This window comes from Pseudomonas frederiksbergensis (assembly GCF_035751725.1).
Classification (GTDB): Bacteria; Pseudomonadota; Gammaproteobacteria; order Pseudomonadales; family Pseudomonadaceae; genus Aquipseudomonas; species Aquipseudomonas frederiksbergensis_A.
In genome coordinates, this window is the sequence record NZ_CP142104.1 from 2,448,607 (window position 1) to 2,470,844 (window position 22,238).

The 22,238-nt window shown below is 61.2% G+C and carries 22 protein-coding genes; 13 read left to right on the plus strand and 9 right to left on the minus strand.

Annotation, left to right across the window (positions count from 1 at the left end; all coding sequences use genetic code 11):
* Positions 1-62: 62 nt before the first annotated feature.
* Both VQ575_RS11015 and VQ575_RS11020 read left to right on the plus strand, forming a co-directional pair.
* On the plus strand, positions 63-827 hold the full coding sequence (locus tag VQ575_RS11015) for an SDR family NAD(P)-dependent oxidoreductase (RefSeq protein WP_325919640.1): 765 nt from the start codon (positions 63-65) through the stop codon (positions 825-827).
* 20 nt (positions 828-847) lie between these two features.
* Entirely contained in the window at positions 848-1,687 is an 840-nt protein-coding gene (locus tag VQ575_RS11020) for an oxidoreductase (protein WP_325919642.1), read from the plus strand.
* A 43-nt stretch (positions 1,688-1,730) separates the two neighbouring features.
* Here VQ575_RS11020 and VQ575_RS11025 read toward each other — a convergent pair whose 3' ends face one another.
* Both VQ575_RS11025 and VQ575_RS11030 read right to left on the minus strand, forming a co-directional pair.
* Complete coding sequence (locus VQ575_RS11025) at positions 1,731-2,681, minus strand: DNA/RNA non-specific endonuclease (protein WP_325919644.1); 951 nt, start codon at positions 2,679-2,681, stop codon at positions 1,731-1,733.
* Between the two features lie 117 nt (positions 2,682-2,798).
* Positions 2,799-4,148 carry an OprD family porin gene (locus VQ575_RS11030; protein ID WP_325919646.1) on the minus strand — a complete coding sequence of 450 codons (1,350 nt, stop codon included), beginning with the start codon at positions 4,146-4,148 and terminating at the stop codon, positions 2,799-2,801.
* Positions 4,149-4,531: 383 nt separating this feature from the next.
* Between VQ575_RS11030 and VQ575_RS11035 the strand changes: the two genes are divergently transcribed.
* Entirely contained in the window at positions 4,532-5,308 is a 777-nt protein-coding gene (locus VQ575_RS11035) for an EAL domain-containing protein (protein WP_039591258.1), read from the plus strand.
* A 75-nt stretch (positions 5,309-5,383) separates the two neighbouring features.
* On the opposite strand, the gene VQ575_RS11040 is transcribed toward VQ575_RS11035, so the two are convergent.
* Positions 5,384-7,084, minus strand: a complete 1,701-nt coding sequence (locus tag VQ575_RS11040) for an amidase (RefSeq protein WP_045156130.1) — start codon at positions 7,082-7,084, stop codon at positions 5,384-5,386.
* A 270-nt stretch (positions 7,085-7,354) separates the two neighbouring features.
* On the opposite strand from VQ575_RS11040, the gene VQ575_RS11045 reads away from it, so the two are divergent.
* The 8 genes from VQ575_RS11045 (at position 7,355) to VQ575_RS11080 (ending at position 15,916) form a co-directional block, all read left to right on the plus strand.
* Positions 7,355-8,359 (plus strand): ArsJ-associated glyceraldehyde-3-phosphate dehydrogenase, encoded by a 1,005-nt coding sequence (locus VQ575_RS11045; RefSeq protein WP_198723209.1) that lies wholly within the window; start codon positions 7,355-7,357, stop codon positions 8,357-8,359.
* A gap of 9 nt (positions 8,360-8,368) precedes the next feature.
* Positions 8,369-9,580, plus strand: coding sequence for an organoarsenical effux MFS transporter ArsJ (gene arsJ / locus VQ575_RS11050; RefSeq protein ID WP_325919648.1), 1,212 nt, complete (start codon positions 8,369-8,371; stop codon positions 9,578-9,580).
* Positions 9,581-9,711: 131 nt separating this feature from the next.
* Positions 9,712-10,443, plus strand: coding sequence for a GntR family transcriptional regulator (locus tag VQ575_RS11055; protein WP_325919650.1), 732 nt, complete (start codon positions 9,712-9,714; stop codon positions 10,441-10,443).
* Between the two features lie 128 nt (positions 10,444-10,571).
* Positions 10,572-11,861, plus strand: coding sequence for an MFS transporter (locus tag VQ575_RS11060; protein ID WP_039591251.1), 1,290 nt, complete (start codon positions 10,572-10,574; stop codon positions 11,859-11,861).
* Positions 11,862-11,892: 31 nt separating this feature from the next.
* Positions 11,893-12,723: an amidohydrolase family protein gene (locus VQ575_RS11065; protein ID WP_325919652.1), complete on the plus strand. Its 831-nt coding sequence runs from the start codon at positions 11,893-11,895 to the stop codon at positions 12,721-12,723.
* Between the two features lie 186 nt (positions 12,724-12,909).
* Positions 12,910-15,093: a PAS domain-containing sensor histidine kinase gene (locus VQ575_RS11070; protein ID WP_198723204.1), complete on the plus strand. Its 2,184-nt coding sequence runs from the start codon at positions 12,910-12,912 to the stop codon at positions 15,091-15,093.
* On the plus strand, positions 15,090-15,476 hold the full coding sequence (locus VQ575_RS11075) for a response regulator (RefSeq protein ID WP_039591248.1): 387 nt from the start codon (positions 15,090-15,092) through the stop codon (positions 15,474-15,476). The genes VQ575_RS11070 and VQ575_RS11075 overlap by 4 nt, the downstream gene beginning before the upstream one ends.
* A complete protein-coding gene (locus VQ575_RS11080; protein ID WP_039591246.1) occupies positions 15,473-15,916 on the plus strand; it encodes an HIT family protein in 444 nt (147 codons plus the stop codon). Before VQ575_RS11075 ends, VQ575_RS11080 begins: the two co-directional genes overlap by 4 nt.
* 17 nt (positions 15,917-15,933) lie before the next feature.
* On the opposite strand, the gene VQ575_RS11085 is transcribed toward VQ575_RS11080, so the two are convergent.
* The 4 genes from VQ575_RS11085 to VQ575_RS11100 all read right to left on the minus strand — a co-directional run bounded on the left by VQ575_RS11085 (position 15,934) and on the right by VQ575_RS11100 (position 18,556).
* Positions 15,934-16,803, minus strand: coding sequence for an AraC family transcriptional regulator (locus tag VQ575_RS11085; RefSeq protein ID WP_039591245.1), 870 nt, complete (start codon positions 16,801-16,803; stop codon positions 15,934-15,936).
* A gap of 331 nt (positions 16,804-17,134) precedes the next feature.
* Complete coding sequence (locus VQ575_RS11090; RefSeq protein WP_039591243.1) at positions 17,135-17,461, minus strand: low molecular weight protein tyrosine phosphatase family protein; 327 nt, start codon at positions 17,459-17,461, stop codon at positions 17,135-17,137.
* Complete coding sequence (locus tag VQ575_RS11095) at positions 17,458-17,655, minus strand: hypothetical protein (protein WP_039591242.1); 198 nt, start codon at positions 17,653-17,655, stop codon at positions 17,458-17,460. Before VQ575_RS11095 ends, VQ575_RS11090 begins: the two co-directional genes overlap by 4 nt.
* 280 nt (positions 17,656-17,935) lie before the next feature.
* Positions 17,936-18,556, minus strand: a complete 621-nt coding sequence (locus tag VQ575_RS11100) for a YebB family permuted papain-like enzyme (RefSeq protein ID WP_325919653.1) — start codon at positions 18,554-18,556, stop codon at positions 17,936-17,938.
* 113 nt (positions 18,557-18,669) lie between these two features.
* Here VQ575_RS11100 and VQ575_RS11105 point away from each other — a divergent pair, with 113 nt between their 5' ends.
* Positions 18,670-19,404 carry a helix-turn-helix domain-containing protein gene (locus VQ575_RS11105; RefSeq protein ID WP_325919654.1) on the plus strand — a complete coding sequence of 245 codons (735 nt, stop codon included), beginning with the start codon at positions 18,670-18,672 and terminating at the stop codon, positions 19,402-19,404.
* 38 nt (positions 19,405-19,442) lie between these two features.
* Here the strand turns inward: VQ575_RS11105 and VQ575_RS11110 are convergent, their stop codons facing one another.
* Complete coding sequence (locus tag VQ575_RS11110; protein WP_325919655.1) at positions 19,443-20,471, minus strand: alpha/beta hydrolase; 1,029 nt, start codon at positions 20,469-20,471, stop codon at positions 19,443-19,445.
* Between the two features lie 19 nt (positions 20,472-20,490).
* The gene (locus tag VQ575_RS11115) at positions 20,491-20,940 is read right to left on the minus strand and encodes a cyclophilin-like fold protein (protein ID WP_039591234.1); all 450 of its coding nucleotides are present in this window, start codon (positions 20,938-20,940) and stop codon (positions 20,491-20,493) included.
* 125 nt (positions 20,941-21,065) lie between these two features.
* On the opposite strand from VQ575_RS11115, the gene VQ575_RS11120 reads away from it, so the two are divergent.
* A complete protein-coding gene (locus tag VQ575_RS11120) occupies positions 21,066-21,995 on the plus strand; it encodes a LysR family transcriptional regulator (RefSeq protein WP_045156115.1) in 930 nt (309 codons plus the stop codon).
* Positions 21,996-22,238: the final 243 nt, after the last annotated feature.

The window sequence follows — 22,238 nt, forward strand, 5'->3', positions numbered from 1 at the left end:
GCCGTCAATCACGACAGCGCGCCGGCGAATACCTCGTCGGCCTGTCAATGAGGAGAACCACCATGAGCGATATCAAACACAGCATTCCCAAAGAAGTAGAAGGCAAGGTCGCGCTGGTTACCGGCGCCGCCAGCGGCATCGGCAAGGCCATTTCCCTGTTGTTGCACGCCCGTGGCGCCAAGGTCATCGCCGAGGACATCAACCCTGCCGTCAACGAACTGGCCCGTCCGGGGCTGGTGCCGCTGGTGGCCGACATCACCGAGGACGGCGCCGCCGAGCGTGCGGTGGGGCTGGCGGTGGAGCAGTTCGGCCGGCTGGACATCCTGGTCAACAACGCGGGCATCATCATCAACAAGTTGGTGGTCGACATGACCCGCCAGGATTGGGAGCGCATCCAGGCCGTGAACGCCACCGCCGCGTTCCTGCATTCACGCGAAGCCGTCAAGGCGATGATCCCCAACAAAGCCGGGGCCATCGTCAACATCGCCTCCTACGCGTCCTATTTCGCGTTCCCGACCATCGCCGCCTACACCGCGTCCAAGGGCGCCCTGGCGCAACTGACGCGTACGTTGGCGTTGGAAGTCATCGAGCATGGCATCCGCGTCAATGCTGTCGGCGTCGGCGATGTGGTCACCAATATCCTCAATGACGTGGTCGAGGATGGCCCCGCGTTTCTCGCCCAGCACGGTGAAGCCGCGCCCATCGGCCGGGCCGCGCAACCGGAGGAAATCGCCGAGGTGGTCGCCTTCCTGGCGTCGGACCGTGCCAGTTTCATGGTCGGTTCGGTGGTCATGGCGGATGGCGGCATGACGGTCACCGCAGGTTGAACTCACGAAGGAGAACTGTCATGAACAACCCAAGAACCTGGTTGGTGACCGGCTGCTCCACTGGCTTTGGCCGCTACATTGCCGAGCATCTGCTCAAGCAGGGTGAGCGCGTGGTGGTCACGGCTCGCAAGATTGAACAGGTGGAGGATCTGGCCCGCCTTGGCGAAGCCCTGGTGCTGCCGCTGGACGTCACTGATCCGCAGCAGGCCCGCGATGTGGTGGCGGCAAGCGAGCGGGTCTTCGGCGCGGTCGATGTGCTGGTCAACAACGCCGGTATCGGCTATTTCGCCGCCGTCGAGGAAACCGATCCACGGGCGGCGCGTCGGCTCCTGGAGGTCAACCTGTTCGGCACCGCCGGCATGATCCACGCGGTGCTGCCAGGCATGCGCCAGCGGCGGCGGGGAACGATCGTCAACCTGACGTCCATAGGCGGGCTCGCCGGCTTTCCTGCGGTGGGTTACTACTGCGCGAGCAAGTTCGCGGTGGAAGGTCTCAGTGACGCCCTGCGCGCCGAAGTCGAGCCGCTGGGCATTCGCGTCATGACCGTCGAGCCCAGTGCGTTTCGCACCGAATGGGCCGGCTCGGCGGACGAGGTCCGCGAGCCGATCGACGACTACGACGCCACCGCTGGCGCTGCACGGCGCGCCTATCACGCCTCGATCGGCCAACAGGAAGGCGACCCGGCCCGTGCGGCTGCGGCGATCTACGCGGCGGTCAATGCCGAGCAACCACCGCAGCGGTTGTTGTTGGGCAACCGGGCGTTCGAGGTGGCGATGGCGAAGCTGTCCGCCATGCAGGTGGAGTTCCGCGCCTGGGAGGCGACAGCCCGTGGGGCTGATTTTCCGGATCCCGACCGTTGAAAGTCTGACCGGCGCCCGTTGTGCAGGGCGCCGGTTGGCCCGCTTAGAGACGGATATCCTCCGGACCTCGGATGGGGGCTTCGATCCGTGTCCCCGTCAACCGCTCCTCATTCGAAAAACCATCGTAATCGGCAAGATCACCAAAACGGACACCCGTCAGCGCTTCGATCTGAACGACGCTGTGTCGGTAGGTCTTGAGCGCTCCGAAGATGAGTTCCAGTTTTCCCAGTTCTCGGCGCTGATCGATCATATACGCGCTGGCCGAGGGCTTGCCGTCATCACCCAGGAATGCCACGACTTTCCAAAATGCGGTGGGAATCCGCACGCCCCTGTAGGTCGGGTCGTCCTCTCGCAGCAGCGGTCCGGTGAACACCGTGGCCCTGGCTTGCCACCGCCGGGTGTTGTCGAGAATGTAGTCCTCGAGCTCAAGCCAGGTTTTCTGATTGAAGGCCGCCATTTGTGGCGAGCAGTTGGTGAAGTGGAACGTGTCGGCATTCGCCGTGTGGGCGTCCGGCCCCCAGTTGGGATCCTGGCGCCTCACCAGATGGCCGCGATCGAGCAGGTTGTCGGCATAGAGGGCTTCTCCAAGCTGCGCATCGCTGGGTAGCCGACCGTCATATGCCCAGGCATCACGCCCGCGATCCACCTCGACGCTGCCGGCCCCGTCAATATTCACACCGACGACGAGCGCCAGTCGCCGACGCCGCGACATCGTGATCGAAAAGTGCGTGTAATCGAGGCGGTTCTCGATGTTGCCGGTCGGGTAGGCGTCCTCTGCCTGGGCTGCTTCCAGGCTTGGCCAGGGCACGGTGAAATCGCCAAGGAAGTCATTGCGGTATCCCTTGCGATTTTCCAACTGCGACGCAGGCGTGATCCTCGGGCTTGCGGGCTGGCGCAGGGAATCGCCTTGCGACCGCAAGGATTGAACGAGCGGTCGCAGATCCGCAAGCCTTGGACGATGGGACAGATTCAACGGTTGTCCTGATGGCGGCATGGCGCTTCCTCGCTGGGCTGGCAAAAATCGTGACTGTGCAGCGTTTGTTGCGAGTCATGATGCTGTCGCTCCGATGAACGTTTAATGACCCTGCCACCCATGGAAGCCGGCATGCCTTCAGAACGGTCCCAGTGTGAGCGGGTACTGGATGACGATGTACAGCCTGTCGATGTCATCGCCGGCCTGGGCGTCGTTGGCGCGGTGGGTGACGTGGGACACCTGCAGCGACAGGTCCTTGGCCGGGCCTGACGGCACGATATAGCGCAGGTCCAGGTCGCGCTCCCAATGCCGGCCACCGTCTCCCTGCTGCGGGCTGTAGGTGCCGGTGTCGTTGTCGAACGGGTTGTAGGCACCGTCACGGGGAGCGTGACTGCCGTCTATGCCGCTTCCTGTTACGTAGCGCGCCATGAAACTGAGGCCGGGAATGCCCACGGCGCCCAGGTCGAGATCGTAGCGGGCTTGCCAGGAGTGCTCGCCCGGGCCATTGAAGTCGGCATATTTGATTGAGTTGGCCAGATAGATGGAGTCGCCACCGACGAAATCGAAAGGCGTGTCGCCATGGACTTTCTGATAGGCCAGGGTGAACGCCTGGGCTTGGAGCCGGTATTTTCCCGACAGGCTGAACGCAGTGTTGTCGAGAGCCCCCGCAATGGCCTGGCCGTGGTCGCGGGTGTAATAGAAGTTGCCGTCGAGAAACAGGCTGCCGGCGGTCGCGTGCAGATTGCCGTAATACTGGCGCCAGGTGTCGCTCAGTTCGGAAGCATAGAGGGCGCCGCCCAGCTTGCGGCCGCTGAACAGATCGGCGCCGATAAAGTCGATGTGGCCGTGGCGGGTGGTCGCGCCGTAGCCGGAAAAATCGCCCTTGGCGGTGGATGCATCCTGATTCTTGAATGCACTGAAGTGACCGGCCTGCAGATCGACCTCGTCGATTTCGCGACTGCTGAGCAGGACGCCGCTGGCGTATTCCGGTTGCAGACGTTTGTCCGCGGTGTCGAATACCGGCGTTTCCACGGTCATTTCGCCCAGCGCCAGGGTGGTTCGCGACGCGTTGAATTTCAGCGCGCCACCGGCACTGGAATATTGGTCCTCGCCGTGGCCGTCACTGTCCAGCGGCAGCAATCCCGTCCCGGCGTGGCCCCTGCCACCGTCCAGTTTCAACCCGAGGAAGCCATGGGCGTCGAGGCCTACGCCAAAGGAGCCGGGGGTGAAGCCGGACTCGAACGTGGCAATGAACCCTTGCGCCCATTCCTGCTTGTAGCTTTTGCCCGCCGAGGTAGGGGAGCGGTAGTCATTGTTGAGGTAGAAGTTACGGCTCAGCACTTCCAGCGATGCCCCTTGCGCGAAGCCGGGCGTGGTGGGCGCCGCCAGTGCCGGGGCATTTCCTGCCAGCAAGGCGAGGAGCCAGAGTGGCTTCAGCGGGGCCGTTCCTTGTCCGTGGGCGATCAGGTTTTTCATTGCAGGCGACATGCGGCAGTTCCAGGTCAAAAAGTGTGGCGAGAGGGTGCGCGCAATCCTCCAGGCTGGGCGTCCTGGCGGTGCTGGGCGATGGATGGGCCATGACATGAATTCCGTGCCGGCGAAAAGCGCGCCGGCGTACCGTGCACGGGTCGGCGCCTCCCGCTTTGGAAGGTCTGAACAGAGCGACCATTCTTGGTGACGCTGCGCGCGGGTGCGAGTTAAACGTTGTTAATTACGAGCCGATAATCGAGTGAACGCCTGATTTGACACGGCGGTCATACGATCAACGGGCCCGACAGCACTCCAGAAAGCCGGGCCCGTGCCGACTCAAGAGGGATTGCCTATAGTTTCTGCGTCACAGGGACGCCCGCTGCCGCGACGGAACACAGATCATGACCCAATCTTCTCATCCGAATTTCAAATCCCTTGGCTGCGCCGAGTGTCGCGACCGTGAAGCGCTGGGGTTCGATTTCACCATGGCCTTCCAACCGATCTTCAATGTCCGCACGCGCCAGGCGTTTGCGTATGAGGCGTTGGTCCGCGGCGTGAATGGCGAGTCGGCCGGCCATATCCTTGGGCTGGTGAATGACAGCAATCGCTATCGGTTCGACCAGGCCTGTCGAGTGAAAGCCATCGAAGAAGCCGCAAGGCTGGGTATGCTGGACATTCCCGGCTGCCTGCTCAGCATCAATTTCCTCCCCAACGCTGTGTACCGGGCCGAGACCTGCATCCGCGCGACTTTGGAGGCCGCGCGGAACACCAACTTTCCGCCAGACAGGCTGATGTTCGAAGTGACGGAAGGCGAGCGGGTCGACGACCCTGATCACTTGAAGTCGATTTTCCTGGAATACGAGCGCCAGGGCTTCACCACCGCCATCGATGATTTCGGATCCGGTTACTCGGGGCTCAACCTGCTGGCGATGTTCCAGCCCCAGGTACTGAAAATCGACATGGCGCTGACCCGAGGCATCGACCACGACCGGGTCAAGCGGGCCATCGTGGAAGGGATCATCCTGGTCGCCAACCGCCTGGGGATCACCGTCATTGCCGAGGGCGTCGAGACGCGTGAGGAAAGCGCCACGCTGCTGGCGATGGGCATCGAACTGATGCAGGGATTCCTGTTTGCGCGGCCTGAGGTCGGCCGGCTTGCGGTCGGAAGTTTTGATTAACCGATAGCCTGAAGCAACGGTGGCGCAGGCCTCACCCCGGTGGGCCTGCTTTTCCAGGTCATGTCCCTGTTGTGGTTACAACGGTGGAGTCCTCGGCGGAATCCGCCGTTTCGATCCCATCGATTCGAATGCCGAAGCCAGCTGCAACAGCTTCGAGTCGTCATAGGCGCGGCCGGCGAACGTCAAGCCGACAGGCATGCCGATGTCCGCCATGACGCCCATCGGCACGGTGACGGTGGGCACGCCCAGGTGACGGATGGCGAGGTTGCCGTTGGCGACCCAGACGCCGTTGCTCCAGGCGATGTCGGCCGACGCTGGATTGACGTCCGCGTCCGCCGGCCCGACGTCTGCCACGGTGGGGAAGATCACCGCGTCCAGGCCGAGGCGCGCCATCCAGTCTTCCAGATCGATCCGGCGTGTCTCTTCGAGGCCGCGCAAACCCTCGGGCAGGGTGGGGATCTGGTCCCACGGCGTAATGCCGCGCTGCGCCATCTTCACGTACTCGTCCATGCCTGCGGCGAGGTCGTCCTCGCGGTTGGGCAGGGTGCCTGGGTCGTGGGGGAAAATCAGCGGTCCGTCGACGTCCGCCAGGCGGTTGAGTTTCGGGTCACCGTTGGCCCGCAGGAAATCATCGAACGCCCAGGCCGACAGGTCCCACAGTTCATGGTGCAGGAATTCCCTGGACACCAGGCCGCGGGTGAACACCGTCGGCGCGCCAGGACGGTCGCCCTCGCAGTTGGACACCAGTGGGAAATCCACCTCGATCACTTCGGCGCCTTGGGCTTCCAGGGCCTTGCGCGCTTCTTGCCAAAGCGCAATCACCGACGGGCGCGTGATGATGCGCTGGCCGGTCGGGCCACCGATCCCAGGCTTTTCGGCGGTACCCGCCTCGGGATCGGCATTGATGTACATGCGCGGGACGCCGAAGCGCACGCCCGCCAGCGTCTCGGGTTTGGCAGCGAGGCTGGGGTAGGAGGCGGGGCGAACCGAATCGACGGGGGGAATCGGCACCCAGGGTTGCAGGCGCCACAGGTCGCCGCGGGTATCCGGGTCGTTCGCGACCACGACGTCCAGCACTTCGAGCAGGTCGGCCATGGTCCGGGCGTAGGGCACGACCACGTCCATGGTCGGCGTCAGCGGCCAGTTGCCGCGCACCGAGATCACCCCGCGCGACGGCGTGTAGGCACACAGCCCATTATTGGAAGCCGGGCCGCGTCCGCTGGACCAGGTTTCCTCGGCCAGGCCAAAGGCGGCGAAACTGGCGGCGGTGGCGGTGCCTGCACCGTTCGAAGAACCCGAGGCGAAAGGTGCCGTAAGGTAATCACCGTTGTAGGGGCTTTCGGCACGGCCATACACGCCGCGCTGCATGCCGCCGTTCGCCATGGGCGGCATGTTGGTCTTGCCCAGGCAGATCGCCCCGGCGGCGCGCAACCGCTCGATGGTGAAGGCGTCGCGATAGGCGACCAGGTCCTTGAAGGCCGGGCTGCCAGAGGCGGCGGTAAGGCCTTTGACCAGGTAACTGTCCTTGGCCGTGTAGGGAATGCCGTCGAGTGGGCCCAGCGTCTGGCCCCTGGCCCGACGGTCATCGGATGCCTTTGCCTCTTCCAGTGCGTCGGGATTGCGAACCACCACCGCGTTGAGGGCCGTGGGCGTTTGCGGACCGTCGTACGCATCGATCCTGGCAAGGTATGCCTGGACCAATTCGACCGCCGTGGTCTGGCCGGATTCGAGCGCAGCCCGGAGTTGGGCGATGGAGACTTCGGTGATTTCAATCATGCTGTGACCGCTGCGGCTGGTGAATGATGTGTGCGAGGAACCGTTCGAACGGAGTCCCGGTGGTTTCACATCTTTCAAAATGGGTTCTGATAATCGGGTGGAGACTGTACTACGAGCGTGACCTGAGGGCACTCCATCGATCAAGAATTACAAAGGAACTGTGGGCAAGGAGCGCATTGCCTCGACACCTCAGACGAGCAAAGTGACGCTGGACTTTCACTTATATGCGAAAAACCATATATTCGGCTAAACACATATGAGTGCCCCTCCATGACGATAAAAATTGGCATCAACGGTTTTGGCCGCATCGGTCGCCTCGCCCTGCGTGCAGCCTGGGGCTGGCCGGAGTTTCAGTTCGTACAGATCAACGACCCGGCAGGTGACGCGGCGACCCACGCCCATCTGTTGAACTTCGATTCGGTGCATGGCCGCTGGCATCGTCAGGCCGAAGCCGAGGGCGACAACATCGTCGTGGAGGGGCAACGCATCAAGGTCACGGCCAACAAGACGATTGGCGAGACGGATTGGTCGGGCTGCGACGTGGTGATCGAGGCCAGCGGCAAGATGAAAACGGTCGCGGTCCTGCAGGGGTATCTCGATCAGGGTGTGCGGCGCGTAGTGGTCAGCGCCCCGGTGAAGGAGCCCGGCGCCTTGAACATCGTCATGGGCGTCAATCATCAGCAGTTCAAGCCCGATCAACATCGCATCGTGACTGCCGCTTCGTGCACCACCAACTGCCTGGCACCCGTGGTCAAGGTGATTCACGAAAAACTCGGCATCCGCCACGGTTCGATCACCACCATCCATGACCTGACCAACACCCAGAGCATTCTCGACCAACCGCACAAGGACCTGCGCCGCGCCCGGGCGTCGGGCATGAGCCTGATTCCCACCAGCACCGGCTCGGCCACTGCCATTGCGGAGATTTTCCCGGAACTGCGCGGACGCCTCAACGGCCATGCCGTGCGGGTGCCGTTGGCCAATGCATCGCTGACCGATTGCGTGTTCGAGGTCGAGCGAGCGACCACGGTCGAAGAGGTGAATCGCTTGCTCAAGGACGCCGCCGAACATGAGCTCAAGGACATCCTCGGTTTCGAAGAGCGCCCGCTGGTGTCCATCGATTACCGCACCGATCCGCGTTCCTCGATCATCGACGGCCTGTCGACCATGGTCATCAACGGCACCCAGGTCAAACTCTATGCCTGGTACGACAACGAATGGGGCTATGCCAACCGTACCGTCGAGCTGGCCCGGATGGTTGGCCTGGCTGGCTGAGGAGTCGCGATGAACATCTTGTCGGCCCTCGCGCCAGAAGTGCGCCAGTACCTGCTCGTCACGGGCAACTACTGGGCGTTCACGCTCACCGACGGTGCCCTGCGCATGTTGGTGGTGCTGCACTTTCATGCGCTGGGCTACAGCCCGTTGCAGATTGCCGCGCTGTTTCTGTTCTACGAGCTGTTCGGGGTGATCACCAATCTGTTGGGCGGCTATCTCGGCGCCCGGCTTGGCCTGAACCGGACCATGAACCTCGGCTTGGGGTTGCAGGTCGTGGCGCTGTTGATGCTCACCGTTCCTTCCACGTTGCTGACGGTCGCCTGGGTGATGAGCGCCCAGGCGTTGTCCGGCATTGCGAAGGATCTGAACAAGATGAGTGCCAAGTCCTCGATCAAGCTCTTGGTGCCGGCCGGGCAGCAGGGCACGCTTTATCGATGGGTCGCCATTCTCACCGGCTCGAAGAACGCGCTCAAAGGTGTCGGCTTTTTCCTCGGCGGGGCGTTGCTCGCGTTGCTTGGTTTCCAGGGTGCGCTGCTGGCGATGGCGGCTGTGCTGGCGCTGATCTGGGTCGGCAGTCTGATACTGCTGAAAAAAGACTTGGGCAAGGCCAAAGCCAAGCCGAAGTTCCGGGACATCTTCTCGAAAAGCCGGGCGATCAATATTCTGTCTGCGGCCCGGATGTTCCTGTTCGGAGCCCGGGACGTCTGGTTCGTGGTGGCCTTGCCGGTTTACCTGAGCAGTGTCTTGGGCTGGGAGTTCTGGACGGTGGGTGGTTTCCTCGCCGCCTGGGTGATTGGCTACGGCATCGTGCAATCCCTGGCGCCGACTATCACCGCAAGGAAGCGCGGCCAGGTGCCCGACGGTCGCGCCGCGTTCCTCTGGGCGCTGGCGCTGGCGGGGTTGCCGGCGGCGATAGCGCTGGGGCTGTCTCATCAGGCGGTGCTGTTGGGTGGGCTCATGCTGTTTGGCGCGCTGTTCGCGGTGAATTCGTCCCTGCACAGTTACTTGATCGTGTCGTATGCCAAGGAGGACGGTGTGTCGCTGGACGTAGGGTTCTACTACATGTCCAACGCGCTCGGGCGGTTGGTCGGGACGCTGCTCTCGGGCTGGGTTTATCAAGGGTACGGGTTGGCCGCATGCCTCTGGATTTCCAGCGCGTTCGTGCTGCTCGCCGCATTGATTTCGTTCGCGTTGCCTCGGCACGCACCCCGAGATCGCTGAGCTCTGCGAGCCTTCGCTTGCCTCCGTTCGTCTAGCCATCACCTTGTCCGTTCTTGACAACATTGCCGATAGGAGGAAATACTCGGCGCACATTCATATAGATGACTAGATAATAAGGTCGATAACGTCTCATGAACCCACTCTCCAGCGATGCCCGCCTGCCGCTCTATCAACGTTTGCGTGACCAGTTGGCCGAGCAGATCGCCAACAATCGCTGGCGTCCGGGGGAGGCGATCCCCACGGAGGCGGCGCTTTCAGCCGAATACGGGCTGTCCACCGGGACGGTGCGCAAGGCGATCGATGCGTTGGTCAGCGAGGGCGTCCTGGAGCGCCAGCAGGGCCGAGGCACCTTCATTCGTCGTCCCCAGTTCCAGTCGTCGCTGTTCCGTTTCTTCCGTTTTCAGTCCGCGTCCGGTGAGCGTCGGGTTCCGCAGAGTCGCATCTTGTCGGTGGAGCCGGTGGCCGCGCCGTCAGCGGTGGCCCAGGCGTTGGGGTTGTCGGTGGACGCGCCGGTCATCCGCATTGTCCGGGTGCGTCTGTTGGATGTTAAGCCAGTGCTCGCCGAAGAGATCTGGTTGCCTCGCAGCCGATTCCAGCCGCTGCTGGAAATCGACCTGAGCCAGCAAGGTCCGCTGCTGTATCCCATCTACGAAGAAACCTGCGGACAGGTTGTCGCTTATGCGCAGGAAACCCTCACCGCCGAGTCGGTCAACGACGTGCATGCGCGCCTGTTGCAGGTGCCGGTCAACAGCCCGGTGGTGGTGATCGAGCGCCTGGCCCGGGATTACGCGGGCAACCCGTTGGAATGGCGGCGTTCGCGCGGACATGCCGAGCATTTCCGCTACAGCGTGGAGATTCGCTGACCACGCCGCGTCAACTGACCTCCCGGCAGCGGATATCGCTGCCCTTGCCGTATTTGTTTTCCTGACTGGCCGGTAGCGGCGCGGTTCGCTTTCGGCTGCCTTTCGTTCCACCTACAAGGATAAAAATCATGTTCAGTTGGTATCGGCAAATCACTTCGCGGGAGCGCAAGACGTTCTGGGCGTGTTTCGGCGGCTGGTCGCTCGACGCGCTGGAAGTCCAGATGTTCGGCCTGGCGATCCCGGCGCTGATCGCCGCATTCGCCTTGTCCAAGGGCGATGCCGGGTTGATCAGCGGCGTCACGCTGGTCACTTCGGCCCTGGGTGGTTGGGTCGGCGGGACGTTGTCCGATCGCTATGGCCGGGTGCGCACGCTGCAGTGGATGATCCTCTGGTTTTCGTTCTTCACCTTCCTGTCGGCGTTCGTCAGCGGTTTTCACCAGCTACTGATCGTCAAGGCCTTGCAGGGCTTTGGCATTGGCGGGGAGTGGGCGGCCGGCGCGGTGTTGATGGCCGAGACGATCAATCCGAAATACCGCGGCAAGGTCATGGGCACAGTGCAGAGTGCCTGGGCGGTGGGCTGGGGCCTGGCGGTCGGGGTCTTTACGCTGATCTATTCCCTGGTGCCGCAAGACATGGCCTGGCGAGTGATGTTCATCGTTGGCCTGTTGCCGTCGTTCCTGATCATTTGGGTGCGTCGTAATGTCGAGGAGCCGGACAGCTTCCAGCGCCTGCAAAAAGAACAGGGCATCCCGCAGAGTTTCTTCAAGTCCCTGGGCGGGATCTTTCGGCCTGAACTGATTCGCGTCACCTTGTTCGGTGGTTTGCTGGGGCTGGGTGCCCATGGCGGTTATCACGCGGTGATGACCTGGTTGCCAACCTTTCTCAAGACCGAGCGCAATCTGTCGGTACTCAATTCCGGCGGCTACCTGGCGGTGATCATCTTCGCCTTCTGGTGCGGTTGTGTCGTCAGCGGCCTGCTGATCGACCGCATCGGCCGACGCAAGAACATCCTGCTGTTCGCGCTGTGCTGTGTGGTTACGGTGCAGTGCTACGTGTTCTTGCCACTGACCAACACCCAGATGTTGTTCCTGGGTTTCCCGCTCGGCTTTTTCGCGGCCGGCATTCCGGCGAGTCTCGGCGCGTTTTTCAACGAGTTGTACCCGGCGGATGTGCGCGGCGCCGGCGTCGGCTTCTGCTACAACTTCGGCCGGGTCCTGTCGGCGGTGTTTCCGTTCCTGGTCGGCCACATGAGCGATTCCATGTCCCTGGGGTCGGCCATCGGGATCGATGCCGGCATCGCCTACGGCGTGGCGGTACTCGCGGCGCTTTGCCTGCCCGAAACCCGCGGACGAAGTCTCGAGACCACGGCGCAACCGGCATCCGACGTAGCGCCTGGCAGCGAAAGCGCACGGGCCTGATTACTGCTTATCTACAGAAAGATGGATACCCATGGTTGATACCTGCACTACGCCGATCACCGGCATCGACTGCCATGCCCACGTGTTCAGCCGTGAGTTGGAGCTGGCTGCCGCGCGGCGCTACACACCGGACTATGACGCCACGCTGGCGCAATACCTGGAACACCTGCGTTGCTACGGCCTGAGCCATGGGGTGTTGGTCCAGCCGAGTTTTCTCGGCACCGACAACCGTTACCTGCTGGCGGCCCTCCGGCAGGCGCCGGAGCGACTGCGTGGCGTCGTGGTGGTGGAGCCGCAGGTCAGCCGAGCGATGCTCGATGACATGGCGCGGCTGGGCGTGGTCGGCGTTCGCTTGAACCTGATGGGCAAGGCCGTGCCTGATTTTCGCGAAACGATCTGGCGCGGATTCCTAGGCCATCTTGCCGAACTGGGCTGGCACGTCGAATTGCATGCACCGGTCGATCATCTGCCGCGGTTGATTCGGCAGTTGATTCCTTTTGGCGTCCAATTGGTGATCGACCATTTCGGCCGTCCGGATGCGCGCCTGGGCGTCGAGCAGCCGGGCTTCGCCGAGGTGCTCAAGTGGGGGCAGGGCGGGCAAGTCTGGATGAAGGTTTCCGGCATCTACCGGTTGGCCGGGACGAAGCGGGAAAACCTCGACTTCGCCCACGCCGCGTTGGCGTTGCTGGAGCAAAGTTTCGGCCCTCTCAGGCTGGTGTGGGGGAGTGATTGGCCGCATACGCAACATGAAAGCGATGTGGGCTTCGACACCGTGATGCAGCAGTTGCAGGCACTGGAGTGCCCACCGCAACTGATGCGTGCACTCATGGTGGAAACACCTCGGACACTGTTCAAATTCTGAACCCCGCGCCGCCGCATCCAACTTTCCTGAACTCGCGGTATGAATAACGATCTAGAATGCATTGTTGCTGCATGAAAAAATCCGCGCTGGCAGATTCAATGAAGTATCCGAGCCTGGATCTCTACCCGGTTTTATACCGGGATCGTTGTGTAGCAGGTATTCAGCCAGGCGGATCGAGGATCAACCATGTCAAACATAGAAGCGTTTCCCACGGAGACGCGCGCGCAGAGCGATTACGAAAGTCTTTTGGCGATGGGTGCCAGCGCGCTCGATGCGATTCCTGGCGCGGTGTACCTGTGCGATCACGACGGCTGGCTGGTCCGGTACAACAGCGAGGCGGCGACCCTGTGGGGGCGAACGCCCACATTGGGAAAGGGCGGTGATCGTTTCTGCGGTTCCTATCGACTTTTCCTGCCCGACGGCACCCCGCTCGCGTTCGAAGATTGCCCGATGGCTTGGGCACTCGAGGCGGGAGCCGCGACGCGCAACCAGGAAGTGCTGATCGAGCGTACTGACGGATCGCGCGTCGTGGCATTGGTCAACATCCGGCCCCTCAAAGACGCACAAGGCGTCATCCAGGGGGCGATCAATTGCTTTCAGGACGTCTCCGCCCAGCACGCCATGGCTGATGAGCTGCAGCGCAAGAATGCCGACCTCGAGGACTTTTTCGAAAACAGCGCCGTGGGCCTTCACATCGTCAGCGCCGACGGCCTCATCCTGCGCGCCAACAAGGCTGAACTGGCTTTGCTGGGTTACTCGGCAGAGGAGTACATCGGTCGCAGCATCACTGATTTCCATGTCGACGAGCCGGTCATCAATGACATCCTGGATAAGCTCGGCAGCGGCGAGTGCCTGCAGGACTACCCGGCGCGCCTGAGGGCCAAGGACGGTTCGATCAAGCATGTCACCATCACCTCCAACGGGCGCTTCGAAGCGGGAAAACTGTTCAATACGCGCTGCTTCACGGTGGACATGACGGGTGTCCATGCGGCCGAGACGGCGCGCCAGGAGAGCGACGACAGGCTGTCGGCAACGTACGAAGCGGCCACGATCGGCATTGCCGAGTGTGGGGCGGATGGCCGGCTGCTGCGCGTCAACGACGCTTTCTGCAACATGCTCGGCCGCACGCGGGAAGAACTGCTGGCGATGACATTCCTGGACTACACCCACTCCGAGAGCATCGACCAGGATGCGGCCCTCTATGCCCGCCAGGTCGCGGGTGAAATGGACAACTATGCGCTGCGCAAGCGCGCTTTCAAGCCCGATGGCGAGACTGTCTACCTGGACATCCACAGTTCTTCTGTCCGGGACGCCAACGGCGCGTTTCGCTATGGCGTGCGGGTACTCCAGGACGTCACGCTGGCGCGGCGCATGGAAAACCAGATCCGCGACAGCGAACGGCATATGCGCAACCTGCTCGAGGCACTGCCGGCGGCGGTCTACACCACCGATGCGCAAGGTCGTATCACGTTCTTCAATCGGGCGGCGGTGGAGCTGTCGGGACGAACGCCACAATTGGGCGACCTTTGGTGCGTAACCTGGAAATTGTTCAACACCGACGGCACCTTCCTGCCCCACGATCAATGCCCGATGGCGGTGGCCCTGAAGGAAAACCGGCCGATACGCGGTGTCGAGGCGGTTGCCGAACGTCCCGACGGCACCCGCGTGCCGTTTACCCCATACCCGACGCCGCTGCACGATGCCGAGGGCAACCTGGTGGGGGCCATCAACATGCTGGTGGACATTTCCGAGCGAAAGCAGGCGGAAGATCGGCAGAAAACCCTGATCGACGAACTCAACCATCGGGTCAAGAACACCTTGGCCACCGTGCAGTCCCTGGCGGCCCAGACCGCACGCAACGCAGAAAGCGCAAAGGACGGTTACAACCGCTTCGAAGCGCGGCTGCTCGCGTTGTCCCGCGCCCACGACCTGCTGACGAGGCGGCATTGGGGGCATACGGCCCTGGCGTCCCTGGCCCAGGAAGTGCTGATGCCCATTTTCGGCGCCGACCCTGCTCGTATCACGATCGAGGGCGACGCCATCGAGGTCGACACCCGGGTGGCGCTCGGCCTCACGATGACCCTCAACGAACTGGCGATCAACGCCCTGAAATACGGTTCGATGTCCGTCGAGACAGGCCGGCTTTCGGTGAACTGGAATGTCCAGCCGCAATCGAACGGCGTGTTGCTCACCGTGGACTGGCGCGAGCAGGACGGTCCGCCAGTGTCACCGCCGGAACGCGAGGGGCTGGGGTCGCGATTGATGAAACGCTGCATCGAGCGCGACCTGGGCGGGATATTCGTGCTGACCTTCGCACCTGAGGGCGTGCTCTGCCGCTTCTCGTTCATGGTCACCGAGCATCACGCATGACGTTATTTGCTGGGATCAAGGTGCTGCTCGTCGAGGACGAGGGGACCGTTGCCATGCTGATCGAGGAAATGCTCGAAGAGCTGGGGTGCGAGGTGGTGGCCTCCGTCCCGCGGCTCGCCCGGGCCCGTGAAGTGGCAAGTACGGCGCAGTTCGACCTGGCGATCCTGGACGTCAACCTCGCCGGGGAGCGGGTTTTTCCGGTTGCCGAAATCCTGCGGGATCGTAAGATTCCATTTCTGTTCAGCACCGGATACGGCGCCAGCGGTGTGCCCGCCGAGTTTGCCCGGTATCCGGTTTTGCATAAGCCGTTTTCAGAAAGCGAATTGCAGTTGAAGATTGCGCTGACCCTGAACCACCAAAGCCTGTCCAAGGAGCAACCATGAGTCTGCACGGCCAATACGATTCCCAGAACATCTTCGCGATGATCCTTCGCGGCGAAGCCCCTGCCTACAAGATCTACGAAGATGACGATGTGCTGGCCTTCCTCGACATCTTTCCCCAATCACGCGGCCATGTGCTGGTCATTCCCAAGGCGGCCCAGGCCCGCAATATCCTCGATGTCGACCCGGCAGTCCTCGGCACGATGATGGCGGCGGTGCAACGCCTTACCCGCGTCATCGTCGACGAGTTGCAGCCGGACGGCGTGCAGATCGCCCAATTCAACGGCGCGCCGGCTGGCCAGACGGTCTTTCACATCCATGTGCATATCGTTCCGCGTTGGGAAGGACAGGCGCCTGGGGTACACGGGCAAGGGAAAGCCGATCCGAAGGAGCTCGAGGCGTTGCAGGCGCGGTTGGTGGGGCGTATTCGTTCGGGGGGCTGAGGCCGTAGCGCTTGTCCTCATTGCAGCGGGACATACACATCGGTTTGCCATTGATCCTGTGGCGTCTCGGGATAGGCGCTCAGGTAATGGAAGAACAGCGGCTGGTCGCGAAATTCTTCGCCGCTCGCGGGCAGCCAGTCGCGGTAGATCGGGTAGATCGTTTCGCCGATGTGATCAGGTGACCCCACGTGGCGAACCACGACGTAACGTCCGCCGGGGATGATGAGCGGCTGGACACCGAACGCATTCGGCGCTACATCCCCACTAATCTCACCGCAGATCGCGAAGCGGAAAGCGTGTGGCGGTGTGGTATCAGGGTTGCCATAGGGAATGCCGAACGTACGGCTCGATGCCACCGGCGACTGCCCGCTCTGCATGCGCCATTGGACGAACTGGCGCACGCTTTCGTTGACCAGCCCAGCCGGTCCACGATGTTCCAGCGCGGCGACCTTGACTTCAGGGAGTTCGATGATTCGAACTTGCATGAGGATATTCCTTGAAAAGTGGGGGATGGCGAACACCGTATTCCAGACCTGCCAGCTTGGGTTCTTCCTGAACACGCTTGGCGCCATGCCGAACGCTCGACCGAACGCCCTGGAAAATGCCTCGGGGCTTTTAAAACCCGCATCCAGCGCGGCGTCCAATACCGAGTAACCGGCAAGGGCGACCAACTGATGTGCCGCGCGTCGCAGCCGCATCAGATGCACATAACGCGAAACGGGCACGCCCATGAACGCCGTGAACTGCCGGTGGAAGTGATAAGCCGAGAAGTTCGCCACGTCACTCAACGCCTTCACCGAAAGATCACCTTCGAGATTGGCGTCGATGTAGGCCAAGACGGCGTCGAAGCGTTTTTTGTAAGCGAAATCGCTCGGTTGTTCAGGCACGGATAATGGCTCTTGGAAATGCGGTCCGTGTAGAGTCGACTATCGGCCACGGGCCTGCCTAGCCGTGTTTGCTCAAAGAGCGTAGCTCGGCACTAGGCTCTGTACGAAATGTATCCGCACTCACCCATACTGCGTTGAAACGGGGCTCGGAATGCTCATGTACTCCAGTACACTGCGCTTCCTCGCCCCGTTTCGCCTTGTCTGGCCTTCGCGCGAACACATTTCGTACAGACCCTAGCAGCGTTCTCCGGCAAGCGTCAGCAACGAAAGGCCAGTGTTACGCCCGTCGTTCATCCATGATGTTTCGATCCTGGTTGATGATGCACTTGGCTTAAACGCTGAGATGACGCTTCACCGCGTCTTCGAGTATGTCTACCAACTCCGGATCCATGTAGCGATAGTCGTCGGGAATATCCAAGGTATGGATCCGCTTGTATTCAAGCAGTCGGGAATATTCGGCCTGCAAGCGATTCAGGTGTTTGCGTTCCATGACAAAAATGATGTCGGCCCAGCGAATGTCCGCTGGGCCGATGTGCCTGCGCGCGTTAGGGCTGGTGCCCGCCGAGCGGACACTGAAGCCCGGGCGGCGGCGCCAGATTGCCTCCGCCGTGGGGCTGCGCCACTGGTTACGACTGCAGACGAACAGAAGGTTTGTCACACTTGATCCAACAGTTGGCGAGTGCTGCTGATGGGATAGCTCATGCCGAGTTGACGTGCCCTGGCGAGCTTGTCGGCACGGGTATACATGAGCTTCCAGTTTTTTTCCGGCTTGAACTCCGGCCGACGAGCCGGTTTGTCATTACCGTGTTTACGACGGGCCTGCGTACGCCGCCAGGCGCGGCTTCTTTCCATGGTTTGTTTCCTCGTGAGTACCGGGTTCAGCAGCCGCGGTAATACGAGTCGGAACCGCATAAGCAGGAATATGGGCAATGGCTAGGCCTCGTCCCGATTTCGGCATCGGCTGCGTGCATCACTCAATCTGACACTACTCCAGGTAATACTTATCCCATCCTTGCGAATCAACGGGCCGCCGGGGAGTTTGGTCACGCCCCGGTCATGCCCACCTGAAGCAGGCTGCGCCGGGTGAGGCAGGCTGGTGACCTTGAAGCGGATGGCGCTTTCACGTCATCGATCATGCGGCACCCTTGAGTTGGGAATCGAAAATGATCTGTACCGCCGGGCTTCGAAGCAGGCTCGCCGGGGTGACGGTACGGCGTTGCCAAGGAATCCGGCCAAAGTACCACAGCCGCCAGAACGCGAGATTTGGATCAGCGTTGTCTTGCAGCAAGGTCGCGAACGTTTCCACGTGGCCGACCTGGATATTGGTCGCTTCTTCGATGACCTCACGAACGAAACGAGAACAGAACTGGCGCCGCGAGCTGATGTTGAAGCCGGTGTCATAGAACGTGCCTAGCCGGTGATCAGTTGCCCTTCGCAGCGCCTTGCGCTGGATGTTGGAGAGCGGGTGCGTGAGCCTCGTGACTGCGCAGTGTCCGTGTTCGGAGCGCTGCAGAAAGCGGGAGAGCGAGGTGGTGCGCGAAAACGGAAAGGTACTTTCGGCGATCAACGGCTCATCGCCGCTGTCGTCGACCACCAAGCCGACGTGGTTCGTCCATGCGTTCGTCGCGTTGGCGACCTCCAGGAACGGGCGTGCGGTGACGCGGATAAACACCATGTCGCCAATTCGCAGGTCATCCGCGAGTGGCCCACCGGGTGCTGGGGAATCAAGTGCTGCGGTTTTGTTGATAAACATGCTGGTCGCTCGGCTGTCTGGAGTTTTCAGCATGGGGAGGAGGTGGCGTATTTCGCAACGTTCTAATCATAATTTCGCTAAGCTGATACCAACGGTATCGGATATCAATACTTATGACTCAAATTGTCCAACTCATCTCCACCCTGAAAAAGCGCCTCAAGGCTGCCGGCCTGACCTATCGCGACGTGGCCCAAGCGCTCGACCTGTCGGAGCCCAGCGTCAAGCGATTGCTGGCCAGCGGACGCCTGACAGTCGAACGCCTGGCCCAGCTCTGTGAACTGCTGGGCATGACGATGGCTGAATTGCTTGAGGAGGCGGAGCGATCGACCCCACGCCTGCAAATGCTGACGCGGGAACAGGAAACGCAACTGGTTTCAAACGAAAAGCTCTTGCTGGTGGCGGTGTGTGCGCTGAATCACTGGTCGCTGGACGACATCGTGTCTGCCTACAGCGTTACCAAAGCCGAATGCATCAGCCACTTGATTGTGCTGGAACGGATGGGACTGGCGGACCTGAAGCCGGGAAATCGCATCAGGCTGCTGGTAGCGCGGGATTTTGATTGGCTGCCGGACGGCCCTATCCGAGGGTTCTTCCTCAAACAGGGCTTGCCGGACTTCATGGCCAGCCGATTCGACAGCCCCGACGAAACCCTGCACTTCGCCCATGGCATGCTGACCCATCCCGCTTACGCCCAGTTGCAAGCCGAAATCCACAAATTGCGCAGCAAGCTGGCGGCGCTTCACGACGAATCGTTGACCGCGCCGCTGTCCGAAAAACGGGGGACTGCCTTGTTGCTAGCGATGCGCGTCTGGGAGCCGCAGGTGTTCAGGAAGCTCAAACGGGGTTAATCGAAAAGGAGCAGTGACTTATCGGGCTGGAACCAGGATCACTTCAGATTGCTCTGGAAGAAGCGCGTCAACTTATCGAAAGGAATCAGATCGACCCGATCATACAGATCGACATGCCCGGCCCCAGGAATGATCACCAGTTCCTTGGGCTGGCCGGCAAGTTTGTAGGCCTCTTCGCTGAACTCCCTGGAGTGCGCATCGGCGCCCGCGATGAAGAGCATCGGATGGGGCGAAACGGTCTCGATGTCATTGAGTGGGTAGAAGTTCATGAACTTGATGTTGCTGGTCAGCGTCGGGTGCGTGGTCAGGTCCCTGGACGAGCTCGATGGCGTGAACTCGCCGCGTGGCGTGCGGTAGAAATCGAAGAATTCGCGTTGGATCGGATGGGTATTTTCATCCAACTGATGCACCGTACCGCTGGTGTACAGCGTTTCACCGCCAGCGAACTCCACGTTACGCTGCTGTGTTGCTTGGGCAATGATGGCTCGGCGTTGATCGAGCGTCTGGGAGTGCTTCAACCCGTTGCGATTGACGCCGCCCATGTCATACATGCTCACAGTCGCAATGGCTTTCATGCGTGGGTCGATCTTGGCGGCGCTGATCACGAAGCTGCCGCTGCCACAGATGCCGATGACGCCAATCCGCTCCTTGTCGACGAAAGGCTGGGCGCTGAGAAAATCCACGGCGGCGCTGAAGTCCTCAGCGTAGATATCCGGCGAGACCGCGTTGCGTGGCCGCCCCTCGCTTTCGCCCCAGAATGAAAGATCCAGGGAAAGCGTCACGAAGCCTTTTTCCGCCATCTTCGTGGCATAGAGATTGGCGCTTTGCTCCTTAACCGCCCCCATCGGGTGGCCCACGACAATTGCCGGACTGCTGGTCTTGCCGTTGAGTTTTTTCGGGATGAACAGGTTGCCCGCGACGTTCATTTGATACTGGTTCTTGAAATTGACCTTTTGCACGATCACTTCATCGCTGGTGTAGAAGTTGTCTGCGCCGTTTGACATATCGGCTCCTATCGCTGAAAGAGACGTGACGAAAAGCGTTAATAAAACGAGGATTTTTTTCATGGGGGCCTGTCGATGTGGGTTATCGATCGTGGGTAAACGTCACTTTCACGGACTCCGGCCCCAGGGCTTGGGCGAGACCAGAGGCGTCGTTGATATGACCCAGGCGCGTATACGCGTAGGTTGAGTCGAAGTCCTTGTAGAACACGACCAGGGTGTCCTTGCCGTACAGCATCAGGTCACCGTTGCGGATCGTTCCCGGCCTGCTCGCCTTGGCGGGTAGCGGTTGGGGTAGGGTTGCGTATTTCTCGTTGCGATTGAGATCGCTCATCTCCAGCGCCAGCGGCAATAGCCCGGCAAGCGCCCGGGCGGCAGCGCTGTCGGTCAAGGTGATGGCGAAGCGCTGTTCACCGACGCTCATCCACATAGCCGTTTCCTCCGTTGCGGAAGATGCCGACGCGGCGCCGTTGATCGTTGCGTAGCTGCCAAGCACGAGCATCACCAGCAACAACAAAAGCCGGGCCGACCTCATCGCAGTTGTCCATGGGTTTCTATTCATGGGGCACATGGTGACCGGTGGGCAGTGGTGCGACTAGCTAATTAATGCTTAATAGGGTTATAAGCATGGCTAATCAATCCGCTTGAAGTGCTTTCGCCATGGTCAAAAGAAATCTCAACGATCTGCTGTCTTTCGTCACGGTGGCGAGGGAGGGCAGCTTCACCCGGGCTGCCGGCGCATTGGGCGTCACCCAGTCGGCTCTGAGCCAGGCGATCAGTGGTCTTGAAGCACGCCTGCAGATCCGCTTGCTCACGCGGACCACCCGCAGCGTTTCGCCGACCATTGCGGGCGAACGCCTGCTGCACGCCATCGGCAATCGTTTCGATGAGATCGAAACCGAGTTGGATAGGCTCACGGAAATGCGCGACAAGCCCGCCGGCATCGTCCGCATCACCTGCGGCGACCATGTCTTGCGCACCACCTTGCTGCCGAAACTGACCGGGTTGCTGCACGACTACCCGGATATCAACGTCGAGTTTGATGTCAGCTACGGCTTTCGTGACATCGTCGCCGACCGTTTCGATGCAGGGGTGCGTTTGGGCGACACCATCGACAAGGACATGGTGGCGGTGCCGATCGGCCCACCCTTGCGGATGGGCGCCGTGGCTTCGCCAGAGTACTTCGCCAGCCGCCCCATCCCCGGGCATCCTCGCGACCTGATGAACCATCGCTGTATCAACCAGCGCATGCCGACCTCCGGCGGGCTCTATGTCTGGGATTTCGAGCAACGCGGCAAGCAAGTAAACGTGCGGGTGGACGGCCAGCTCATCTTCAACACGTCGACGCACATCGTGCAGGCGGCAGTGGCCGGGCTGGGCATTGCCTACCTGCCGGAAGAAGAATTTGAACCGTACCTTCAGGAGGGTCGGTTGGTGCGGGTATTGGAAGCGTGGTGCCCGCCATTCTCCGGCTACTATTTGTACTATCCGAGCCGGCGACAACCGTCACCTGCATTTACACTGGTTGCCAATGCGTTGCGCAAGGACGCCCAGGGGGATGCCTCGAAACCTTTGCCTGCTGGCCCGTAAGACCAAAAAGCACCAGCCGTCGTTTTCAGAGTGCTGTTGGCGGCTGGCCCTTTGAAGGTCGCTCCCTATGAAGCGATGTCTGATACAGAAACCGTTTTGGTGTCGCTATAAATAAATAAAAGCAAGAAGGATTAGGTCGAGTCCTAGGATGACTCTGCCAAAATTGCAGAGATTTCCAACGCTTTCTTTATAGCTATTCTTATAGAGGCACCACCATGGTCCGGCCACTACAATACTTTGGCC

Excerpts from the sequence above, each read along its gene's own strand:
- VQ575_RS11030 (WP_325919646.1), bottom strand. The coding sequence starts at position 4,148 with ATGTCGCCTGCAATGAAAAACCTGATCGCCCACGGACAAGGAACGGCC.
- VQ575_RS11110 (WP_325919655.1), bottom strand. The coding sequence starts at position 20,471 with ATGAAAAAAATCCTCGTTTTATTAACGCTTTTCGTCACGTCTCTTTCA.
- arsJ (WP_325919648.1), top strand. The coding sequence starts at position 8,369 with ATGAACATCTTGTCGGCCCTCGCGCCAGAAGTGCGCCAGTACCTGCTC.
- VQ575_RS11120 (WP_045156115.1), top strand. The coding sequence starts at position 21,066 with ATGGTCAAAAGAAATCTCAACGATCTGCTGTCTTTCGTCACGGTGGCG.
- VQ575_RS11040 (WP_045156130.1), bottom strand. The coding sequence starts at position 7,084 with ATGATTGAAATCACCGAAGTCTCCATCGCCCAACTCCGGGCTGCGCTC.
- VQ575_RS11045 (WP_198723209.1), top strand. The coding sequence starts at position 7,355 with ATGACGATAAAAATTGGCATCAACGGTTTTGGCCGCATCGGTCGCCTC.
- VQ575_RS11095 (WP_039591242.1), bottom strand. The coding sequence starts at position 17,655 with ATGGAAAGAAGCCGCGCCTGGCGGCGTACGCAGGCCCGTCGTAAACAC.
- VQ575_RS11055 (WP_325919650.1), top strand. The coding sequence starts at position 9,712 with ATGAACCCACTCTCCAGCGATGCCCGCCTGCCGCTCTATCAACGTTTG.
- VQ575_RS11015 (WP_325919640.1), top strand. The coding sequence starts at position 63 with ATGAGCGATATCAAACACAGCATTCCCAAAGAAGTAGAAGGCAAGGTC.
- VQ575_RS11035 (WP_039591258.1), top strand. The coding sequence starts at position 4,532 with ATGACCCAATCTTCTCATCCGAATTTCAAATCCCTTGGCTGCGCCGAG.
- VQ575_RS11070 (WP_198723204.1), top strand. The coding sequence starts at position 12,910 with ATGTCAAACATAGAAGCGTTTCCCACGGAGACGCGCGCGCAGAGCGAT.
- VQ575_RS11105 (WP_325919654.1), top strand. The coding sequence starts at position 18,670 with ATGACTCAAATTGTCCAACTCATCTCCACCCTGAAAAAGCGCCTCAAG.
- VQ575_RS11020 (WP_325919642.1), top strand. The coding sequence starts at position 848 with ATGAACAACCCAAGAACCTGGTTGGTGACCGGCTGCTCCACTGGCTTT.
- VQ575_RS11075 (WP_039591248.1), top strand. The coding sequence starts at position 15,090 with ATGACGTTATTTGCTGGGATCAAGGTGCTGCTCGTCGAGGACGAGGGG.
- VQ575_RS11100 (WP_325919653.1), bottom strand. The coding sequence starts at position 18,556 with ATGTTTATCAACAAAACCGCAGCACTTGATTCCCCAGCACCCGGTGGG.
- VQ575_RS11115 (WP_039591234.1), bottom strand. The coding sequence starts at position 20,940 with ATGAGGTCGGCCCGGCTTTTGTTGTTGCTGGTGATGCTCGTGCTTGGC.
- VQ575_RS11060 (WP_039591251.1), top strand. The coding sequence starts at position 10,572 with ATGTTCAGTTGGTATCGGCAAATCACTTCGCGGGAGCGCAAGACGTTC.
- VQ575_RS11080 (WP_039591246.1), top strand. The coding sequence starts at position 15,473 with ATGAGTCTGCACGGCCAATACGATTCCCAGAACATCTTCGCGATGATC.
- VQ575_RS11025 (WP_325919644.1), bottom strand. The coding sequence starts at position 2,681 with ATGCCGCCATCAGGACAACCGTTGAATCTGTCCCATCGTCCAAGGCTT.
- VQ575_RS11065 (WP_325919652.1), top strand. The coding sequence starts at position 11,893 with ATGGTTGATACCTGCACTACGCCGATCACCGGCATCGACTGCCATGCC.